Raw genomic sequence first — 19,780 nt, forward strand, 5'->3', positions numbered from 1 at the left:
AATATTGTTTTAATATCGTTTTAATATTACTTTAATCTTACTTTAATATTGTTTTAATAAAGAACTTATCTCATCTAAATAATATATGTTTAGTACATGAAGAGCTCTTGTACAACAAGTATAAAGGAGCAACCTTTCATCTTCATTATTATAATTTTTATTGCTTGCATTATATATAATAACCACATCAAATTCAAGCCCTTTAGATAGGTATGAGGGCATTATTAACACACCACTTATATACTCATCATCATCTTTTGTTATACACTGTACATCAACATCATTCTCTTTTAAGAACTCGTATACTTCTCTAGCTTCACGAACTGTTTTTGTTATGATACCAACAGAGTTATAATTTTTCTTTTTATAACTTTTTATATCTTCAATAAGTTTTTTATTCAGTTGATTTTTATCTTTAAAACCGATTATCTTAGGCTCATCACCATGTCTTTCAACATATTCATCATTTATATATTCAGTAAGAAGTTTTCTTGAAAATCTAGTAATTTCCATTGTTGAACGATAGGTTTTACTTAGATTTATTATACAAGTATCATTCTTTAATATATCATGAATATTATTGTAATCTCCAACATTCATAAATGGATTGATTGATTGGTTGATATCTCCTAATATAGTCATATTGGCAGAATTAAAGAGTTTATAAAATATTTCATATTGTAATGGACTGTAATCCTGTGCTTCATCTATGATTACATATTTAATTTGTGATGTATTTGGGATACCTCCAAGAACCCCTTTTAAATATAAAAGAGCAACTTGGTCCTCATAATAAAGGCTCTTTACACTCAAATTATCCATTGTATAAGTTCTTATATTATCTATAAGATTTTTATCATACTCAATATTCGTTTTATCTAAAAACAGCTCCAAATTCTCAAATAGATTTTTATAAGTGTCTATCAAGTCTAGCTCTGTCATTTTTAAAACTTTAGAATAGATTTCTTTCAAATTTTCTTTTACAATAAGAGTACTTTTTTCTATCATTTCTTCTTTTTCTATATAATCTCCAGATTCTTCAAGTTCTTTAAATATTTCATCAACCCAAATTTTTTCATATGGTTCAATTAGAAACATTATTCTTGATTTTATCTTTTCTAATCTTCTCTTGATTGGTAGATTTGAATAATCATTGGAAAACAAATCTTGCAAATCCTTAGATGAAATTATCAACTTGCCTCTCACAATAATATCTTCAAAGCATCTATCCTCTGTCTCTAGATGAGTTATATATTTTTTTAATATATCCACAAACTCTGAAGATGTTTTAAATTCTATATTTTCTATCCTATCTCTATATGTTATTTTTTGATTATTATCAAATATATACTCCATCATTTCTGATGGACTTTCTTTTTTAAAATCATTTCCTAATTCTTGATGCATATAGTCTTTAAATGTGGTCTGGCAAATATTATCTTCACCAAGTTGTGGTAATACATTTGATATATAGTCGTTAAATATGTTATTTGGAGAAAATATTATTATATTTTTAGATGTTATTTTATCTTTATGTCTATATAGTAAATATGCAATTCTATGAAGTGCTATAGATGTTTTTCCACTTCCAGCGGCGCCTTGTACAATTAAGTTTTTATAATCTTCATTACGAATCACTTGATTCTGCTCTCTTTGAATAGTTGTAACTATAGTTTTCATTTTCTCATCAGAGTTTTTGCCTAAAAGCTCTTGTAAGACATCATCATCAATATTTAGATTGCTGTCAAACATATACTCAATTTTTCTATCTTTTATTTTATACTGTCTTTTCTTAGTTATTTCTCCAGAGATTAATCCTTCTGGGCAATCATAACTTGCTTGTCCAATCTCATAGTCGTAAAACATACTTGAAATAGGAGCTCGCCAATCATATACAAGAAAATCATAATCATCATCAATGAGATTTGATAGCCCAATATAACACTTTTGAGTATCAACTTCATTATCTTCAGTAAAGTCAATTCGTCCGAAATAAGGAGATTCAATCATTTTTTCGTATTTATCTTTGAGCTTTTCAGTAAATTCATGGCTCCTTTTTTGATGCTTCATAACATCCATAAATGACATAAACTCAGAAAGTTGTTCTAATCCATTTTCAATAGAAATAGCCCCCAAATCACTCCATAATTCCCTTTGAGTTTCTATAGCATCTTTTTTTAGTTTATCCTTTTCTCTACGTTTTTCCTCAAGCTGTCTGTTAGCTTCTTTAAGAACTTTTTGGAGCCATTCATTTTCAAGATTCAATTCAAAATCATTTAGATTCATATTATAATCCTCCTCAATTGAAATTAACGTTTAATCCGCTATATCAATTATATAGAAATGAGGATATATTCATAGTCTTAAAAAAACTTTTTATTTATGATATAATTATAGTGGGAAGATAGATAGTTTCTAATCTTCATTAACATCCTTTTCGCGATACTTTTCATCCTTAGATACATTCTGCTCATCAAATTCCTTATTCTTGAAAAACTCTGGATGTTCTTTTACTATCTGTTCAAAAAATCCTGGATGCTGTTTCGTCATTTGTTCAAAGAATTCTTCTCTATTAAAAAAAGCTTGAAATGCTTCCATACGTGGATTGTAAAACTCTTTTTCTTCTTGAGAACTTGGATGTGGTTCCTCATGTGGATTTGGATGTGAACCCATATGCCCCATTCCAAAACCTTCTCTTCCATTAAAACTTAAGCGTTGACCAGGATATGGTCTTGAGTGTGCTCCCATATGCGCCCCATCAAAATTAATATTATCATCATTTTTTATAGTTCTCTCCAACTCATTAGTAATCTTAGTAAGAATATCACTTAGAATACTTTTTTCTTCTTTTTCTAAAATATCGAATATTTTATTAGTTGGGTCTTCTTCCTGCTCAATTTTATTAATTTCATCCATACCCTTTGATGTCAGTCTTACTACCATTACTCTACGGTCTTTTTCTGAAGGTGTACGAGTAATAAAGCCTTGATTTTCTAGTTTTGAAAGCAACTCGCCTAAAGATTGAGGTCTCATATCAAGCAAATAAGATAGTTCTTTTTGAGTAATTTCTGGTTTTATTTTTAGCATAGATAATACTCTTCCTTGACCTCTATGCGTTCCTCTAAAAAAACCATGTGATTTATGATTTTGAAGGTGAAATTTATGTAGTAACGATTGTACTTTAAAAAATTGCTCTAATAAATTTTCATCTTGAGTTTCATTCATGATTTTTACCTCCTAAATTAATTATTAATTTTGTAATCATACATTTTACTAATTATATGATTTTTTTCGAATAAGTCCTTTAAAAAGGTACCTTACTTGTATTGAGTATAAGAGCAAGCCTTCGATTTGTCAAATATTTTAACACTTTATTACACTTTAACTGTACTATATTTTAAACTTTTACTAATATTATGCCCCGATTATACTCTACTCATATTTCTTATGTTTAAGCTTTTCTCTTAGGCATTTTGTAGCCTTCTAAAGCTTTATTAATATAATCATTAAAAGGTTTCATAAGTAAGAATTTATCAGTAACCATTTTACAAAATTCATATAAATTGTCTAAGTCACTATCCTGTAAGTGATATTCAATATACCAGCTTTTGTGTTTTAAATACTCTCCTTTAGTAAAATCTTTTGGATATCCTCTTGGAATATTTTTTAGTTTTTCGCCATCTAAAGTAAAATTCTCTGAAAATTTATGATTATACAAAATAGATTCTAATTCATCTGAATGTTTAAGTATATAATCCCTCACTCTTGTTGTTGCATCTGAAAGCTGTGGTGTAAAAAGTCCTGCTCCTAAAAATATATTTTGTGGAGAAATATCTATGTAATACCCTACTGGAATTGGTACTCGTCCAGCAGATGAAATATGTGCTCTAAATGATGGGTTATAAGGTGATTTATCATTACTAAAACGAGTATCTCTATTCAACCTAAATATTAAATCTTTTGCATTTAGATGTGCAATAGATTTATCTTGATAAGCTAAAGCATTAATTATATCTTGTAACAACTGTTCAAATTGCAATGTAGCTTCTTTTTTCCATTCTTTATTTTCCATCATCCACTCTCTTGAATTATTGTTTTTCAGTGCATTTAAAAACTCTAATATACAATTTTTTTTCATAATTTTCTCTCCCTTTTATATTAATTTTATTAATATTTTTAAAAATTATTTAAATACTTGATTGATACTCAAATACCATATAGCTATTTTAAAATACTCATTAATTAATTTTTAAAATTACATATCTAAATAACTTCTAATATCCATACTTAATACTTATTAAAGTTTTGCATCATATTTCAAAAACTTTCTAAGTATTTATAAATTTTTAATTATTGAGTAGCAGTCTGACTGTAAAAAATCTATTAGAAATTTTTTTAATTTTTCACTAGAATAATATGATGGAAGTCTTGAAAATACTGTTGAAAAATTTTCAGCTTCCTCCATAGCAGATTTAAATTTAAATATAGTATTATCATCATCTTTTTCTAGACTAGAATACTCCAAGTTTTTAGGATTTATACGGTGATTAACTATTGCATAATTAATACGCTTCTTGCACTGACATACCCCTTTTCCACTTAATCCACAATACTCATCTAAAAATGAGGCCATTTTCTTCCTAATTCGTGATAGCCTCTGTCTATATGCTTCAGAAGATATATCCAAAATATCAGCAGCAACTTTACTATTTAGTTTAAACATTGTACCTAAAATAAAAATGCATCTACTCTCTACATCCAAGCATTGTAACATTACATTTGTACATGAATATTTTAGTTCTTCTTCAATAATAGAAGTTTCAACATTTTGAGATAAATCAGGTATATCTTTTGATTTGCCATTTTTGATATCAGCTCCATAATATTCAAAACTTAAATGCTGTTTAGAAAACATACTTTTTTTATAATTTTGTAAATGATTGTATGCTATTCTAAATACCCATGTAGAAAAAGAACTTTCTTTTCTAAATGTAGATATATGAGTAATTACACGTATCATAATTTCTTGACTGGCATCCTCTGCATCCTGTACAGTACCTAACATTCTTAAGGATAAATTAAATACTAAATCCTGTACATCCAATAACAAAATTTCAAGAGATTTTTTGTCTCCTAAAATAGCTCTATCTATCAAATTTTCTATTTCATCTTTTTTTACATTATTTTGTGTACTTTCACTCATAATTTCACCCCCATATTAAGTTAGACAATTTAAAAAGTACTTTGTGACATAAAATTTTTATTTTTAGTATATTATTACAAAATAAAAATACCCAATCAACCTAAATAGTCCAATTGGGTATAAATTCTCTAAAAAATCATTTTGTATTTAAATAATTATCTTTGTATTTGAATTTTTATCTAACTCTAATCTTTATCTAATTCAAATCTTTATCAAGCTCTAGTCTTTATCTAACTCCAACTTTTATTTAACTCTAGCTATTAGAGAAATTGTATTAAAATACTTACCATCTTCTACTTCCATCATTTTTTTATCATTTTTTGCATAAGAATTATCGCAGTTTAGCCAATCTTGCCATGCTTCTTCATGACAACTTAAAGCTTCACATTTCTCTAAAATCACAGACTCTGATTCTGACCAAAGCTCATTCCACCATTTAAGAGAATGAAAATTCATGTTATCTTGCCAAAATGGAATAAGTTCATCAGGTATACAATCTACAAAATCTTGTTTTAATCCTGGCATTGCCATTGCAATTATTCCACCCTCTTTTACAAGAGGTGATATGTGATTTTCTAAAAAACCTTCTTTATTTCCAAAGTAGTGATAAGAATGAACACTTATTACTGCATCAAAAAAACCTTCTGCGTAAGGTAATTCATGTGCCTCTGCTTGTATTGGAAATATTTTATTATCTAAGTTAAAGTCCTTAAATCTTTCATAATTCTCAGTTGGTTCTATCCACAAATCTGTTGCAAATACAGTTGCATCAAATTCATTTGCTAAAAATATAGAAGATATACCTCTTCCACATCCTAAATCTAAAATACGCATTCCCTTTTCTAATTTTATCTTATTTGTCAGTTCCTCTAGTATTTTTATACAATTAGGTCCCATCATATTTTTCATGAGGAACTCTTTGTCATACTTATTACTTTTCGTAAATACCATTCTATCTTTCCTTTCCTTATAAATTATTATTTATTTAAATTGTTTATATTTTAATGTATATACTAATTAATCTATTTAGTTTAGCGGATATTTGACACTTTACCTTTTATTATACCATTTATTCTCATAAATATAATAATTCTATTATTTTAAAATTAATATTTATAATAATTTAAAATAAATACTTATAAAATATAGTTTATCATAATAATACTATAAAAAAACATCGAAAAATAAGTATTCTATAGTGAAATAGGAAAAATAACCTTGATATATGTTAGCTATAAAATATGAACAAATAAAGAAGCAGATATGAATAGATTTTGGAATATCTAAAAAATCTAACTCCAAGACAATTTTTTTAAATTCTCCAGAGAGTATTACGATACTACATTATAAAGCTAATTAAGATATTATTCTAAAAACAATAAAATAGGCAGTCAGTAAACACAAATTTTTACTGACTGCCTATTTTTGTTTAATATCTATTATAAATCTTCTAAATAATACTTTCCTTCCAAGAATTCTGATTCTAGCCCTAGATTTTTGAAGTAATTAACTAAAGACATACATGCAAATTTTTCTGTAGAATAATGAGTAGCACCTATAACATTAATTAAATTCTCTTTTGCAATTCTATGAAATTCTAATACTGGTTCAAAATGTTTTAAAGGCTTGGTAAATCCAGTAATATATAAATTTATACCAAGCTCATCAACTTCACTTGCTACAAATGGGTAACTTCCTCCCCCTGCTGCAATAGCTACTAAACCATCTTTTAAAAAAGAGCTTCCATAATCATATAGTTTCACATCATGTCCAACTGCTTTTTTAACAAGCTCCTTAATCTCTTCTACTGACTTTAAGGATGTTTTACATAAACTCCTACCTTGATTTTATCATCATATTTGCAGAATGGTTTGACAATTTCAAGACCTAAAGCATTTGCAAAACTAACAGAAGTTGAATAATCACTATAATTGTCTAATGGAGAATGTAATACATAAAAAGAAATTCTACGTTTTTTCATCTCTTCCATATAAGATAGTGAAATGTCATGAAATGGAAAACCTTCATCAGATGCTATATATCCCATTGCATGGTGTGAAAAAAGTAAGATATCTCTTTCATCTTTATCTATGATTTGCTGAATTATTTCTTTATCTGGAAAAGTAACTGTATATACTTTATTAATGTCTTGAGCATTATCTAATACTAAACCTATGTATTTTTTCTTAAACTCTGGAGTAATAAAATCATTTTCAAAATTCATAAAACCCCAATCATCATCAATATTTTTAATATCAAATTCTAAGTCTAACTTTTTATAAAGTTCTTTTGCTTTAATACTAATCACTCCTTTACAATAATATTTAACTAATATCTATTTATACAAGAGTTCTATAGTATACTTATACTTTAAAAATCAACTATATCTCAAAACACTATAAATACTCACTTATTTTAAAGAATAGTTTATTTTTCTAGTATACATTCTATCTCAATACTCTTGTCTAGAAATATCTTTTCATTTTAATTTACATCATTAATCTTGTCAAATACTATTATTTTATATGATTAGATTTTTTGGAGGCTTTTTCTTAACTTCAATAATCTTTAAAATATCATCAAGCTCTTTCTCATTCTCCACTCTATAATTTATCCATCCTCCACTTCCACAAGGGTATCGCTTATTCCAAAATTCATTTGTCTTTGGTAATAAGTTATCCAGTATATCTAATAGCTTGTCTACATCATTACTTCCAATTTGAATAGTTGCCGTAAAGCAATCTTTCTCAAAAAACACATAAAATAGATGCATTGTTTTATGTGAATACTTATATCCCCAGCCATAATTATTTCCAAAAGGAAATCTTAATTCTTTACGCAAATCATATTTTTTATCTAATAAATTCTCAAGATGCAAAATAAGATTAAAATGTTTTTTGCCAACATACTTAGAAATCTCTTTTTCTGATGGCATAACACTTTTATTCAACATTCTTTCATACAATTTTAATCACCACTTTTGGTTTTTTTTTAATCTAAAAATACTAGTAACAAAATTATTCACTCCTTTTACATTCCTCTACAAATTCAATTGGATGTTGAATAATCTTAGAAACTTCTTCTACAGAATACCCTTCATCTAAGTATCTTCCAGCTATAACTTCCATAGCTTCTCCTACCTCAATAATATGCTTATCAGGGTCATAAATACGCACTACTCTCTGTTTCCATTCATATTTTAGTGGTTGGTGAACATACTCTACATCTTTATATGATTTAAGTTTTTCAATAAATTTATCAAAATCATCAGCTTCAAAATAAAGTTCCATATTGTGTGATTTTTTCACAACTGTATCTGGATTTAGTCCTGTTAACCATGCGAAATCCTCTTGTATTGCAAATCCTCCACTAAAAGTTACATTTTTCCCTAAATCTAACACAACTTTTTGGTCAAACAATTCTCCATAAAACTTTTTTGACACTTCTACATCATTTACTGCCAATAATGAACATTGATATTTCATAAATATCCCCCCTAATTTTTATTATTATTTTATTGTACCAATTTAAACTTGAAAGCTATATGTCATATTTATAAAAATTATGAAATTATGTATTCTACACAACTACAATCCATATGCAAAAAGCTACCCTAAAATATAGTTATTTAATTGATAACTAAAGGTAGCTTTTTATATTGAATTAATAGAATTGTCCATCATTAATTTACACTCATATTTAATTTTATTTTGGTTCATATTACAATCCACTTATAATTTATAATTTTCAAATACAGATATACTACATATCATAAATATACTGTATATGATTTATGTTTATATTATACAAAATTTTGCTTTAATTTTGCTTTAAGATTGTATTTTTATAATATTTAATTTACATATAATCTATTAAATTACATAAATCACCAATCTAATGTTTTACTTATATTATACAAGCTCACAAAATTTCTAAAAATAAGTTTTCATATTTTTAGGTATCATGTTTTATTTTACAAATAGCTACTATTTTTCTTTAATCTTATTTTCTTATTTTTATTTAATACTTCTTAACCACTCTTCAATAAAAAGTATATCTTTTTCACTTATATTATCATCTGCATGAAGTGATAATAATAAGCTTTTTATAGAGGAATCATGAATATTACTAAAAAATTCTCTCGTTTCAACATTCAAGTAGTCCTTTTTATTAATTAAAATCTCATACTGTGTATGTTTATTTACCTTTTTAGAACTTAAAAATCCTTTAACTACTAATCTAGATAAAATAGTTAAAGTTGTCGTTTGCTTCCATTGATATTTTTGCTCCATAGCTAAAATAATATCTTTTGATGTTATTTTGGAATCTACTTTCCATATAAATTTCATTATCTTCAATTCTGATTGTGGCAACTTTTTTATTGGCATAATAAACCTTTGCTACTCAGAATACAGACAAGCAATATTCACAGTAAAACTTTCATCAATTTAATTGATGTTATATTCATTTAAATTACTGTAATTTTATAAGATTTTCTCAATCTTAAATTCTAAAGTTAGCTATTTGTACATAATAAACATGTGTAAATAGTGTCAGAATTACTTTATATTGCTTAAGTTTTATGAAATATCTTGTACTCAGCTATATACTTCTGGATACTTGTCTCAGTAGCTCTCCCTTCTTTTAAATTTTTCTTTCTAGTTTTAAGCATTTATATTTTAGTAATCTTACTTCTTTTAATTTTGACTTATTGCTTCTCTAGCTTTTAAAAAAAGAATCTCTCATTTATGATTTTTTTAATCCAAACCTTTTCCTCAACAGCTCTTTATAGCTCTAATTTAATTCAACATATCTAGACATCTATACTTTATATCACTAAAAATCAGACACCAAAACTCTACTTTAGTAGAGTTTATATGGTCAAAAAATGTCTATTTAAGATGCTCTTTCGCTCTAAATACAAGGTTCTAATAAAATATTCCTCTAATAATTACATAAAAGTTCTTCTAATTAAATCTGCTCTTAAAATCTGGTTATCTTCTTCTCAAAATTAAAAACTACTATATTATAATTCTATTTTAGTAGAATATTTTTGTCAATAATATTTTAAGTATTATTGAAAAATATTAAAAAAAAGGGAACTATTTAAAGAGTTTAACAGTCTTACAATAATTCCAAAATATATTATTCCTATGAAAATTTTGATACCATGAGTAACTTAGCTCTAAGCGCATAAAGCAAAAGTTACTATTTTATTTAATAAAACTTGACAAGAAAAGAATTTATATTTATTCTACTACGATAGAACATTTTTGTCAATAAATAATAAAATTATTTTCAAAATATTTTCATTGTTCACGCTTATTTATTATTTTATCATAAAATTTTACTTTGCTAGTGGTAATTTTAAAGTTATTTTTAGACCATGACAATTATCACTTGTGATATTTAATTTACCTTTATGTGCGTTTATAATACCTGCTACTATTAAAAGACCCAGACCATGATTCTGACCTTTAGCATATGCATCACTCAAATTATATTGATTATTCAATAAATAACTAATTTTATCTTTGCTCATACCTTTTCCATCATCTTCAATAGTTATATAACAAAAATCTAAATCAGACCTTGAAACTACATTTATATTACACCCATGTTGATTGTGAGTTATACTATTTTGTATCAAATTGCTAATAGCTCTTTTTAATAACTTTTTATCTGCATCTATAATAATATCTTCATCCAATATATTAATCTCAATATAAAAGTTATTATCCAAATTATTATTTATAAAATCAGAAACAACCTCTCTCAAGAAAACAGAAACTCTAATTTTACCACAATCCAATGGTTGCATATTGTATTCCAATTTAGAGACTAAGTTAAGGTCGCTTACTAATTCCCTAATCTTAATACCTTGATTACATATAATAGATACTTGCTCATGTTCTCTTTGAGAAAGATTTTTACTTTCCTCAAGCTCTCCAGCATATCCTATTATCATTGAAAGTGGTGTTCTTATATCATGAGATATTCCTGCAATCCAATTAGACCTAGCTTCTTCTCTTTTTCTAAGCTTTGCATTTTTTTCCTGTAATTCTCTAGATACAGAGTTAATAGATTTTGAAATATCACTAAGTATTCCCTTTTCTTGAAGAAATACTGGCTCGCCCTTTGAAATAAGCTTCATCCCTGTAATAATTGGCTTTATAGATTTTACCATTTTTAATCCTATGAACAAAGCTATTAAAAAAGTAATTATTGCATTAAGCAAAAGCATAACTAATATTAACCTTGGAAATTGCTCTATTTCTCTAATGGTATAAGTAAGGTTAAACCTAGTATACTTGTCTTTTGGATATCCTGTAACTAGAAGCCCCTCAGGATGCTCCCATACATACACAGGATAGTCTTTTAAAAAGAATCTCGAAAATTTAGCTACATCCGTTAAAGTATAATGCTTTGGTATTTCTTTGGGTAAATCATACTCCCATATTCTGTCCCCATTATCATCAATTAACATTGCCCAAGCTTGATTTTTATGTAACACATCTTTGCTAGATTCATCCAAAACAAATTTACCATCTTTTGAGGTTAACTTTTCTTCAAGCATCATTAAATTTGCTTTAGTCTCTCTGCTAGTGCTTATATCCGATTCTCCCAAGTATGGATATATAAAGGTTACGTATGAAAATATCAAAAATCCTGTTATGTTTAAGATAATTAGAAATAATGAAATCAAGATGCTTGAACCTATAAATCGCCTCAATATATATTTTACACTATCCAAAGTTAAATCACTCCTCTTGAAATCTTCCTATGGCATAAATCAATTAACAATTAATTTATATCCAAGCCCTCTTACTGTAAGAAGATGCTTAGGAGAAGATGGTGCTTCCTCTATCTTTTCTCTAACTCTCCTAACATGTACCATAAGAGTATTTTCATACCCATACATGTCATCTCCCCATATAGCTTGACATAGTGCATCACTAGTAACAATTCGCCCTTTATTTTCATACAACTTTGAAAGCAGGGAATGTTCTTTAGCAGTTAAAGATATTTCTTGTCCATCTTTTTTTACACATGCAGTATTTAAATTTACGACAACAAAATCTCCTAGTTTAAATACTGGCAACTCCTCTTCCTTCATAGGAATATATACACGATTTAGTATACCTATTAACCTTAAAGTAAGTTCTTTAGGTAAAAATGGCTTTACTATATAATCATCAGCTCCTAAACCCAAACCAATCAATCTATCTTCATCCTCTCCTCTTGCAGAAAGAAAAATAACTGGTATCTTAGACGTCTCTCTAATTTTTCTCATAATAGAAAATCCATCTCCATCTGGCAATACTACATCTAAAATTGCACAGTCTGGTTTTATATTTTTAAATACTTTCACAGCTTCTTCATAACTAGAGGCTAGAAAAATTCTATTAAATCCATCTTTTCTTAAGATTTCATCTATCATTTTTAATAATTCTTTATGGTCATCAACCACAAGTATTTTTTTATCCTTTATTGTTTCCATAATTATCACCCTCCATAAGTATATCATATACCCATTTTTATAACTTTACCCCAATAGACTATTTAAGGTTATCGTAAGGTAAACTTCAGCTATCTGAAATGTAAGTACTTTATTGTATTAATATAAGCTACAAACACTACTATATGTAAGTCATAAAAATTCATACTAAATTATAGAAAAGAGGATAAAACATATGGAAATGATAGTTAAAACAAACAGACTTTCAAAAGAATACAATAAAATATTTAGAGTAAAAGACTTAGACCTTAGAGTACCAAAAGGAGCTGTATATGGCTTTTTAGGCCCTAATGGTGCTGGTAAATCTACTACTCTTAAAATGCTACTTGGACTTGCAAAACCTACACAAGGAAATATTAGTATTTTAGGTAAAGAGTTAAATGATAAAAACAGAATATCAATTTTAAATGATATTGGCTCATTGATAGAATCTCCATCATATTATGGACACTTGACAGGGCTTGAAAATATGACTATTATGCAAAGACTATTAGATTTACCTAAAAAAAATATACATGAAGCCTTAAAAATAGTAAGACTAGAAAATCAGAAAAATAAGAAGGTCAGTCAATATTCACTAGGTATGAAACAACGCCTTGGCATTGCCATGGCAATAATGAAGTTTCCAAAACTATTGATACTTGATGAACCTACAAATGGACTTGACCCAGCTGGAATTGAAGAAATTAGAGAACTAATAAAATCTCTTCCAGAAAAATATGGCATGACAGTTCTTATTTCTAGTCATCTTCTAAGTGAAATTGACCAAATCGCCACATCAATAGGAATAATAAATCATGGTGAACTTGTTTTTCAAGATAGTATAAAAGAACTTCATGATAAAGGTCAAAGTCATATTGCTATTAAAACACAAAATCCAATATCTGCTCAAAAACTTTTAAATACACAAGGATATATGTCACTTATACAAGATGGATATTTAACTATTGAAAATTTAAAAGATACAGATGTAGCTAAAATAAATAACATACTTGTACATTCAAATATGGATGTATTTAGAATAGAAGAACATAAAAAGAGCTTAGAGGATATATTCCTTGAACTTACTGGCAAGGCGGTGACTTTATAATGAAATATCTTAGTTTAGAATTTTATAAAATTAAAAGAAAGAAAATTATTTTGATGACATTTTTATTTGTAGCTGTTGAAATAATATGGTGTATCATGAATTCAAGTAGAGCTCTTACAAAGAATCCAGACATGCTAAGTGGATTTGAATATTCATACATGATTATGAGTTTTACAAGTTTAAATGGATTATTTTTTCCTATCTTAATATCAATAATTACTTCCCGAATAAGCGATATAGAGCATAAAGGAGATACATGGAAACTTTTAAAGTCTTCTGCTACACCCTTAAATAGTATTTATTTTTCTAAATTTTTATGCTCTACTATTTTGATATCATTATCTATACTTATACAAATATTGGCTATTTTAGGTTTTGCATCTTTTAAGGACTTTATCGAACCATTTTCTATGTCCTTAATTATCAAATATACCTTAGGTACGATACTAGTTAGTATAGCTATAATAGCACTGCACCAATGGGTTGCAACTGTATTCCAAAATCAAATGCTTGCTGTTACACTTGGTATGTTAGGTAGCTTTATAGGTTTAACATCAGGCCTATTTTTTCAAGGTATTCGTAGATTATTTATATGGTCTTATTACATAGAATTAACGCCTCTAAATTATGCTTATGACACTGCCCTTGGTTCATCAGTTTACAAAGTAAATATGAATTTTTCAATGACTGTTTTAATCTTCTTTGTTGGAATGTTAATTTATTATATTGGAAAAAATCATTTATTAAAAAAGGAAATATAGGAGGGATTTAAATGTTAAGAAAATCAGTTTTGGGAGAAATCCTAAAGTTAAAAAATTCTTTTATATGGTATATATTATTGGCTTTACCACTTCTAAGTGTGCTAATTGGTACTGGAAACTTTTATCTAAATCAAGATATCCTTAAGAAAGAATGGTATAGCTTGTGGACTCAAGTTAGTCTATTTTATGGTGAGTTTTTCTTTCCTATATTAATAGCAATCTTTTGTGCCTATGTTTGCAGACTTGAACATATGAATCATAATTGGAATAATGTAATGACACTTCCAATCAATTTAAAAAACATTTTTTTATCTAAACTTATAGTTATTTCAATACTTACGGCTATCACTCAAATTGCTTTCGTTATTTTTTACATAGTTGCTGGAAATATGATTGGATTTTCCCAAAGTGTACCTAATGAACTCACTGGCTGGATTGTTAAGGGTTGGATTATTTCAATTTCAATAGCTTCTATACAACTATACCTATCTATAAAGATTAGAAGTTTTGCTACTCCTATTGGTATCAGTCTTTGCCTTTCTCTATTTGGAATGGGCTTACTAATAGCACAACCTTCTATTGGTATATTTTTCCCATACTCTATGTTAGGAAGTGCTATGGGTATTATAAAACAATCTGCTTTAAACGTTAATGATACTATAGTTACAATATGTGTTGCATTTGCCACTACTATAATATTTTCTGAAATCGCTAAGAGAAACTTTAGAAAAAATGATGTTATATCTTAACCTTACAATAAAATTATATATGACAAGATGGTGTCATCCTCTTGTATTATAATAAATCAAGTATGTATGATAAATAATTCAAATCACCTCTTGACCATCTAATCAATAAAAAAGACTTTCATGATGTAGTATGGTAAAATATAAAAAAGCTTGCCTATATTTTATGAGGAGGAAATATAACTATGCTTACATTTAGTGGAATAATCTTTTTATTAATACTAATACTCATAGTAGGTATACTTGTAGGTATTATTAAAAAAATAAACCAATATTAGTTACATCCTTAGTTACTTTATTAATTCTACTTACTACTATAATCATAATTTGGAATTCTATTCCAGATACATGGTAGTAAGATTATATAAAAATCACAACCGATAAAGTTGTAATCAACGAGTTATTATATTGGATGTTCTTTAATCTATAAACTTCTACTTTATATAGTATTACATAAATTTTTAAATATTAAAGTCAAGGAAAGCATTATACAGTTTCCGCATTATGTTAGCAAAGTATACAATTAGAAATTAGAATTGGTGAGGTGAATGAGTAATGTATTCATTACGAAAATTAGAAGAAAAAGATATTGAGATGGTTAAATCATGGTTATATCAAGAATATATTGTAAAATGGTTTGGGGATGCTTCTGATTGGTTAAATGAAATAAAAGGTAGAAATAATGAATATAACTTTATACATCATTTCATTGTTGAATCTGAACACAAAGCTATTGGTTTTTGCCAATATTATAATTATAATCAAAGTCCCCTTGAGGATTCAGAAATTCCACAACCCAATGGAACGTATGGTATTGACTATCTAATTGGTGAAAAGAATCTGTTGGGAAAAAGCATTGGAAAGCAGTTGGTAAAATTGATTTCTGACAAAGTGATTGAAGAAAATAAAAACGTCGTTCGTATTGTAGCTGACCCAATAATCGAGGAAACAAGAACGAATGTAGCATCTATAAAAGTTTTAGAAGCAAATCAATTTTGTTATGATGAAAAATCTAATCTATATAAAAAAGATATAAAAGATATATAAGTAAATTTAATTTTGTTCAATTGATATCTGTTTAAATAGCTTAATATTTACATATCAATATTGGTATTTAATTATCGATAATATTTATATAACTGAATATTTACACATCAATATTAATGTATAACTATCTATACATGTACTAAATCTTGATACTTCTATTTAAAGATTTTTGATATAATTTGGAGGCAATAAATGAACACTATAGATTATGAAGATAGCAAAATAACAGAACTTTGGAATGAATATGCAAATACAAGAAATAGAGGATTAAAGAAATTAGCAAACAAAAAACTAGACTTTTTAATCGACTACATATTAAAATTACCTGAAAATAAACAAAAGCATTTTGTTACATATATTTGTAAGGAACGTTTTGATAAAAACAACATAAAAGAATTTCAACAACCTTTAGTGGTCAAATTAATTTTTCCAATAGTTGAAAAAGCTGTTTTAAATAAAGAAATGCCTTTTCTTAGGTGGGGATATCAATTAAATCTATTTATTTCTTTAAATAAAGAGAATTATGATAAATATAGATACTACTCTTCTGAGGATATGCTAAAAGATGCTTTAAAATTAGATGACACAGATATTAAATCTGTCGAACTATTATTAAATAAATATATAGATGAGTTATGGTTTGCTTCTCATCATATACAAGAAAGTGTAATTCTAAACCCTAAAAAAAATATTAAAGAAGATTTAGAGGAATTAGATAGACTACTTACAAAATATAAAGGAAACCTAGATTATTATGATGAATATTTAAAAGAAAAAACATACTATCAAGAATTATATGACTTATGGTTTCAATATGATGAAAGTAGCAAAAAAATTTCCTTTCCTGAATGGTTAAAAATTAGAGGATATAACTATTCTTGGTGTAATGCATTTTATTATGAAAAGTGATAAAACTATTGATAAGGCTATAGTACACTGCTATTTTCATTTTCTAGAATTAACCTTAATAGAATTAGCTTTAATATAACAGATAAAAAAATTTAATCCACAGGAGTATAAATTAAAATGATAATTAGACAAGAAAAAACCAGTGACAAAGATAAAGTATATGAAGTTATTAAAGCTGCATTTACAAATGAAGAATCTTCTGACCATGATGAACAAAACCTTGTTAATCGATTAAGAAATAGTACTAGCTTTGTTCCGGAACTTTCACTTGTTGCTGAAGATGATGGAGATATAGTTGGGCATATTCTATTTACAGAAATAAAGATTAAAAATGATGTACTACTTGCACTAGCACCAGTAGCAGTTTCTCCAAGTGTCCAAGGCAAAAAAATAGGTTCAAAGTTAATTGAAGAAGGACATAAAATTGCAAAGTCAAAAGGATATAAAGGTTGTGTAGTTTTAGGTCATGACAAATATTATCCTAAGTTTGGCTATCAAGTAGCAAGTAAGTTTAATATAAAAGCTCCATTTGAAGTGCCAGATGAAAATTTTATGGCTATAGAGCTACTAGACAATGGATTGAAAGAAGTGTCTGGTACTGTAGAATATGCAAAGGAATTTTTTGAACAGTAGTTATAAACTATGATTGGTAATTCTATTTAATATTTAAGATATAAGGAGTGATATAATGGGTGAACTTTCTAAATTACCAAATATAGGTCCTGTAGTTGAGGGTCAATTAAACCAAGTTGGAATCACAACCTATGAACAGTTAAAGGAAATAGGTAGCAAGCAGGCATGGTTAAAAATAAAATCTATTGATGCTTCTGCATGTATTAACCGTCTATATTCACTAGAAGGTGCAATTCAAGGCATCAGAAAAAGTCAATTATCTTCAGATGAAAAGGAAGAATTAAAAGAATTTTATAATATATTTAAGTGTTAGAAAAGGAGAGTTTATATGTTTGAATCAAGATGTGGTGTACTCTGTAACAGTTGTGCAAGAAAAGAGAAAGTAAATTGTAAAGGATGTACTCAAATGAAAGGTCCATTTTGGGGTGGTGAATGTAAGGTTAAGACTTGCTGTGAAAGCAAAGAACTTAATCATTGTGGAGAATGTGATACTTTTCCTTGTGATATGCTTTCAAATATGGGGAAAGAGCAAGGTTTTGACCCTACAATAAAGATTGAACAATGCAGAAAATGGCTAGCTGAAGAAAAATCTTTAAATGATTCTCTTAATTAATTTAATTCATTGATTGAAATACATATTATGTTAAGATACATATGATGAGTGAGGTATTATAAAGGAGCTAAATAATAGTTTTAATTATTATTCAAAACTGATATTTAACTCTTTTATAATCACTCTTTAGTCTTTTATAATTATTCTTTAGTCTTTCCAATACCACCACTTTAGTTTTTCTGGGTCTGGGTTTTCTGTTGATGCAAAATATATTGCACAGCGGTATACATATAGTTGACATCTATCTATATGTTGCCCACTCATTAAGCATTCTTTTTGGTACAACTCTTCTGGATTGGCATCTTTAAGGGATTCAATTGTTGTATATCCCAACATTATTAGGTCTTTTTCAGTTTCCTTTCCTACCCCAGGAATTTTTCTCAATTCTCCCATGTTATACCTTCTTTCTAGGATATGTGTTTTTATATTTTATTGTATATTAAATATTATTTTTATGCTACATCTAATATTGAAATTTCATAGTACTTAATTTATATTTTTTAATATAAATTAATAACGCTGACTAAATTCTACTTTTTTGATATAAAATATTATTATTGTATGCTTTTTAATAAAATACATTACTTAGTTATAACCTAAGTGATACCAAACACCAAGAACTTAGTATCTAAAGCCACATTTTTATAACGAAAGACCCCTTCTTTTATACCCTGTTCTACAATTAGAATTTTATTAAAGCTATTGCACTAAAAAAAGAAACCACATTCTGTTTTTATATAGAATATAGTTTCTTGAACTTTAAATACTTAAAAGCAATATTTTATTTATTTTTTGAATTTTCTAATTTTATAGTAGACAACTTTATTAGTTAACTCTTAAATTTTTATCTTCTCTACAAAATTTTCTTCTTATTAAGAAATATGCAGAGATTACAACAAGCTCTATCGCTAAAAATATACCATAAGTAGCTATAGAATCTATGCTGTCTATACCATTTCTAAAGAAAACTAATGCTATTCCTGCTGCTATAATTCCTATAGCATTTTTACCTATAGCATTCTGACCAAAACCATAAAAAGAAGGGAAGTTTCCTTTTATCTCAACAAATGTCAAAATTAATCCAATTACTATAAACAATACTCCTACAACTTCCATAATCATACTAGCCATTTTACACCCTCCTTATTAGAGAATTAACCACTACTATAAAAATAGCTTGCTTTTATAATTACATTATATATTCAATTGAACATTTTTGGAAGTATTAGTTAAAAATAATTTTATATTCTATTTAAATA

General features: G+C 27.1%; 22 protein-coding genes. 8 read left to right on the plus strand and 14 right to left on the minus strand.

The genetic code is table 11. From position 1 onward, the window contains the following. Positions 1 to 42: 42 nt before the first annotated feature. The 12 genes from helD to IR151_RS05470 form a co-directional block, all read right to left on the minus strand. Complete coding sequence (gene helD / locus IR151_RS05415; protein ID WP_227433498.1) at positions 43 to 2,286, minus strand: RNA polymerase recycling motor HelD; 2,244 nt, start codon at positions 2,284 to 2,286, stop codon at positions 43 to 45. Positions 2,287 to 2,415: 129 nt separating this feature from the next. After that, the gene (locus IR151_RS05420; RefSeq protein WP_227433499.1) at positions 2,416 to 3,225 is read right to left on the minus strand and encodes a MarR family winged helix-turn-helix transcriptional regulator; all 810 of its coding nucleotides are present in this window, start codon (positions 3,223 to 3,225) and stop codon (positions 2,416 to 2,418) included. Positions 3,226 to 3,451: 226 nt separating this feature from the next. After that, a complete protein-coding gene (locus IR151_RS05425; RefSeq protein WP_227433500.1) occupies positions 3,452 to 4,138 on the minus strand; it encodes a DUF2461 domain-containing protein in 687 nt (228 codons plus the stop codon). A gap of 198 nt (positions 4,139 to 4,336) precedes the next feature. Then, a complete protein-coding gene (locus tag IR151_RS05430) occupies positions 4,337 to 5,203 on the minus strand; it encodes an RNA polymerase sigma factor (protein WP_227433501.1) in 867 nt (288 codons plus the stop codon). A gap of 243 nt (positions 5,204 to 5,446) precedes the next feature. After that, positions 5,447 to 6,154: an SAM-dependent methyltransferase gene (locus IR151_RS05435; protein WP_227433502.1), complete on the minus strand. Its 708-nt coding sequence runs from the start codon at positions 6,152 to 6,154 to the stop codon at positions 5,447 to 5,449. A gap of 488 nt (positions 6,155 to 6,642) precedes the next feature. Continuing rightward, positions 6,643 to 6,966 (minus strand): Nif3-like dinuclear metal center hexameric protein, encoded by a 324-nt coding sequence (locus IR151_RS05440; protein WP_227433503.1) that lies wholly within the window; start codon positions 6,964 to 6,966, stop codon positions 6,643 to 6,645. A 50-nt stretch (positions 6,967 to 7,016) separates the two neighbouring features. Next, positions 7,017 to 7,511, minus strand: coding sequence for a Nif3-like dinuclear metal center hexameric protein (locus IR151_RS05445; RefSeq protein WP_227433504.1), 495 nt, complete (start codon positions 7,509 to 7,511; stop codon positions 7,017 to 7,019). Positions 7,512 to 7,724: 213 nt separating this feature from the next. After that, positions 7,725 to 8,168 carry a DUF3788 family protein gene (locus IR151_RS05450; protein WP_227433505.1) on the minus strand — a complete coding sequence of 148 codons (444 nt, stop codon included), beginning with the start codon at positions 8,166 to 8,168 and terminating at the stop codon, positions 7,725 to 7,727. A gap of 52 nt (positions 8,169 to 8,220) precedes the next feature. Next, positions 8,221 to 8,688: a VOC family protein gene (locus tag IR151_RS05455; protein ID WP_227433506.1), complete on the minus strand. Its 468-nt coding sequence runs from the start codon at positions 8,686 to 8,688 to the stop codon at positions 8,221 to 8,223. A 531-nt stretch (positions 8,689 to 9,219) separates the two neighbouring features. Beyond that, positions 9,220 to 9,591, minus strand: a complete 372-nt coding sequence (locus tag IR151_RS05460; protein WP_227433507.1) for a BlaI/MecI/CopY family transcriptional regulator — start codon at positions 9,589 to 9,591, stop codon at positions 9,220 to 9,222. 959 nt (positions 9,592 to 10,550) lie between these two features. After that, positions 10,551 to 11,957 carry a sensor histidine kinase gene (locus tag IR151_RS05465; protein ID WP_227433508.1) on the minus strand — a complete coding sequence of 469 codons (1,407 nt, stop codon included), beginning with the start codon at positions 11,955 to 11,957 and terminating at the stop codon, positions 10,551 to 10,553. A 39-nt stretch (positions 11,958 to 11,996) separates the two neighbouring features. Then, complete coding sequence (locus IR151_RS05470) at positions 11,997 to 12,704, minus strand: response regulator transcription factor (RefSeq protein ID WP_227433509.1); 708 nt, start codon at positions 12,702 to 12,704, stop codon at positions 11,997 to 11,999. Positions 12,705 to 12,897: 193 nt separating this feature from the next. On the opposite strand from IR151_RS05470, the gene IR151_RS05475 reads away from it, so the two are divergent. The 8 genes from IR151_RS05475 to IR151_RS05510 all read left to right on the plus strand — a co-directional run bounded on the left by IR151_RS05475 (position 12,898) and on the right by IR151_RS05510 (position 18,521). Next, the gene (locus IR151_RS05475; protein ID WP_227433510.1) at positions 12,898 to 13,812 is read left to right on the plus strand and encodes an ABC transporter ATP-binding protein; all 915 of its coding nucleotides are present in this window, start codon (positions 12,898 to 12,900) and stop codon (positions 13,810 to 13,812) included. Further along, positions 13,812 to 14,573: an ABC transporter permease gene (locus tag IR151_RS05480; protein ID WP_227433511.1), complete on the plus strand. Its 762-nt coding sequence runs from the start codon at positions 13,812 to 13,814 to the stop codon at positions 14,571 to 14,573. The genes IR151_RS05475 and IR151_RS05480 overlap by 1 nt, the downstream gene beginning before the upstream one ends. A gap of 11 nt (positions 14,574 to 14,584) precedes the next feature. Further along, entirely contained in the window at positions 14,585 to 15,322 is a 738-nt protein-coding gene (locus tag IR151_RS05485; RefSeq protein WP_227433512.1) for an ABC transporter permease, read from the plus strand. Between the two features lie 552 nt (positions 15,323 to 15,874). Further along, positions 15,875 to 16,366 carry a GNAT family N-acetyltransferase gene (locus tag IR151_RS05490; RefSeq protein WP_227433513.1) on the plus strand — a complete coding sequence of 164 codons (492 nt, stop codon included), beginning with the start codon at positions 15,875 to 15,877 and terminating at the stop codon, positions 16,364 to 16,366. A gap of 192 nt (positions 16,367 to 16,558) precedes the next feature. Beyond that, on the plus strand, positions 16,559 to 17,275 hold the full coding sequence (locus tag IR151_RS05495) for a hypothetical protein (RefSeq protein WP_227433514.1): 717 nt from the start codon (positions 16,559 to 16,561) through the stop codon (positions 17,273 to 17,275). A gap of 117 nt (positions 17,276 to 17,392) precedes the next feature. Further along, the gene (locus IR151_RS05500) at positions 17,393 to 17,908 is read left to right on the plus strand and encodes a GNAT family N-acetyltransferase (RefSeq protein ID WP_255619085.1); all 516 of its coding nucleotides are present in this window, start codon (positions 17,393 to 17,395) and stop codon (positions 17,906 to 17,908) included. Positions 17,909 to 17,963: 55 nt separating this feature from the next. Further along, entirely contained in the window at positions 17,964 to 18,221 is a 258-nt protein-coding gene (locus IR151_RS05505) for a TfoX/Sxy family protein (protein ID WP_227433515.1), read from the plus strand. 15 nt (positions 18,222 to 18,236) lie between these two features. Continuing rightward, positions 18,237 to 18,521, plus strand: a complete 285-nt coding sequence (locus IR151_RS05510; protein WP_227433516.1) for a DUF3795 domain-containing protein — start codon at positions 18,237 to 18,239, stop codon at positions 18,519 to 18,521. 147 nt (positions 18,522 to 18,668) lie between these two features. On the opposite strand, the gene IR151_RS05515 is transcribed toward IR151_RS05510, so the two are convergent. Further along, on the minus strand, positions 18,669 to 18,914 hold the full coding sequence (locus IR151_RS05515) for a helix-hairpin-helix domain-containing protein (RefSeq protein WP_227433517.1): 246 nt from the start codon (positions 18,912 to 18,914) through the stop codon (positions 18,669 to 18,671). Positions 18,915 to 19,346: 432 nt separating this feature from the next. Beyond that, positions 19,347 to 19,652, minus strand: a complete 306-nt coding sequence (locus IR151_RS05520) for a hypothetical protein (protein ID WP_227433518.1) — start codon at positions 19,650 to 19,652, stop codon at positions 19,347 to 19,349. Positions 19,653 to 19,780 lie beyond the last annotated feature (128 nt).

Source organism: Clostridioides sp. ES-S-0006-03 (assembly GCF_020662275.1).
Classification (GTDB): domain Bacteria; phylum Bacillota; class Clostridia; order Peptostreptococcales; family Peptostreptococcaceae; genus Clostridioides.

What these genes read in the sequence shown, in the direction of transcription:
- helD (WP_227433498.1), bottom strand. Translation starts at nt 2,286, where the DNA reads ATGAATCTAAATGATTTTGAATTGAATCTTGAAAATGAATGGCTCCAA.
- IR151_RS05420 (WP_227433499.1), bottom strand. Translation starts at nt 3,225, where the DNA reads ATGAATGAAACTCAAGATGAAAATTTATTAGAGCAATTTTTTAAAGTA.
- IR151_RS05425 (WP_227433500.1), bottom strand. Translation starts at nt 4,138, where the DNA reads ATGAAAAAAAATTGTATATTAGAGTTTTTAAATGCACTGAAAAACAAT.
- IR151_RS05430 (WP_227433501.1), bottom strand. Translation starts at nt 5,203, where the DNA reads ATGAGTGAAAGTACACAAAATAATGTAAAAAAAGATGAAATAGAAAAT.
- IR151_RS05435 (WP_227433502.1), bottom strand. Translation starts at nt 6,154, where the DNA reads ATGGTATTTACGAAAAGTAATAAGTATGACAAAGAGTTCCTCATGAAA.
- IR151_RS05455 (WP_227433506.1), bottom strand. Translation starts at nt 8,688, where the DNA reads ATGAAATATCAATGTTCATTATTGGCAGTAAATGATGTAGAAGTGTCA.
- IR151_RS05460 (WP_227433507.1), bottom strand. Translation starts at nt 9,591, where the DNA reads ATGCCAATAAAAAAGTTGCCACAATCAGAATTGAAGATAATGAAATTT.
- IR151_RS05470 (WP_227433509.1), bottom strand. Translation starts at nt 12,704, where the DNA reads ATGGAAACAATAAAGGATAAAAAAATACTTGTGGTTGATGACCATAAA.
- IR151_RS05475 (WP_227433510.1), top strand. Translation starts at nt 12,898, where the DNA reads ATGGAAATGATAGTTAAAACAAACAGACTTTCAAAAGAATACAATAAA.
- IR151_RS05480 (WP_227433511.1), top strand. Translation starts at nt 13,812, where the DNA reads ATGAAATATCTTAGTTTAGAATTTTATAAAATTAAAAGAAAGAAAATT.
- IR151_RS05485 (WP_227433512.1), top strand. Translation starts at nt 14,585, where the DNA reads ATGTTAAGAAAATCAGTTTTGGGAGAAATCCTAAAGTTAAAAAATTCT.
- IR151_RS05490 (WP_227433513.1), top strand. Translation starts at nt 15,875, where the DNA reads ATGTATTCATTACGAAAATTAGAAGAAAAAGATATTGAGATGGTTAAA.
- IR151_RS05495 (WP_227433514.1), top strand. Translation starts at nt 16,559, where the DNA reads ATGAACACTATAGATTATGAAGATAGCAAAATAACAGAACTTTGGAAT.
- IR151_RS05500 (WP_255619085.1), top strand. Translation starts at nt 17,393, where the DNA reads ATGATAATTAGACAAGAAAAAACCAGTGACAAAGATAAAGTATATGAA.
- IR151_RS05505 (WP_227433515.1), top strand. Translation starts at nt 17,964, where the DNA reads ATGGGTGAACTTTCTAAATTACCAAATATAGGTCCTGTAGTTGAGGGT.
- IR151_RS05510 (WP_227433516.1), top strand. Translation starts at nt 18,237, where the DNA reads ATGTTTGAATCAAGATGTGGTGTACTCTGTAACAGTTGTGCAAGAAAA.
- IR151_RS05515 (WP_227433517.1), bottom strand. Translation starts at nt 18,914, where the DNA reads ATGGGAGAATTGAGAAAAATTCCTGGGGTAGGAAAGGAAACTGAAAAA.
- IR151_RS05520 (WP_227433518.1), bottom strand. Translation starts at nt 19,652, where the DNA reads ATGGCTAGTATGATTATGGAAGTTGTAGGAGTATTGTTTATAGTAATT.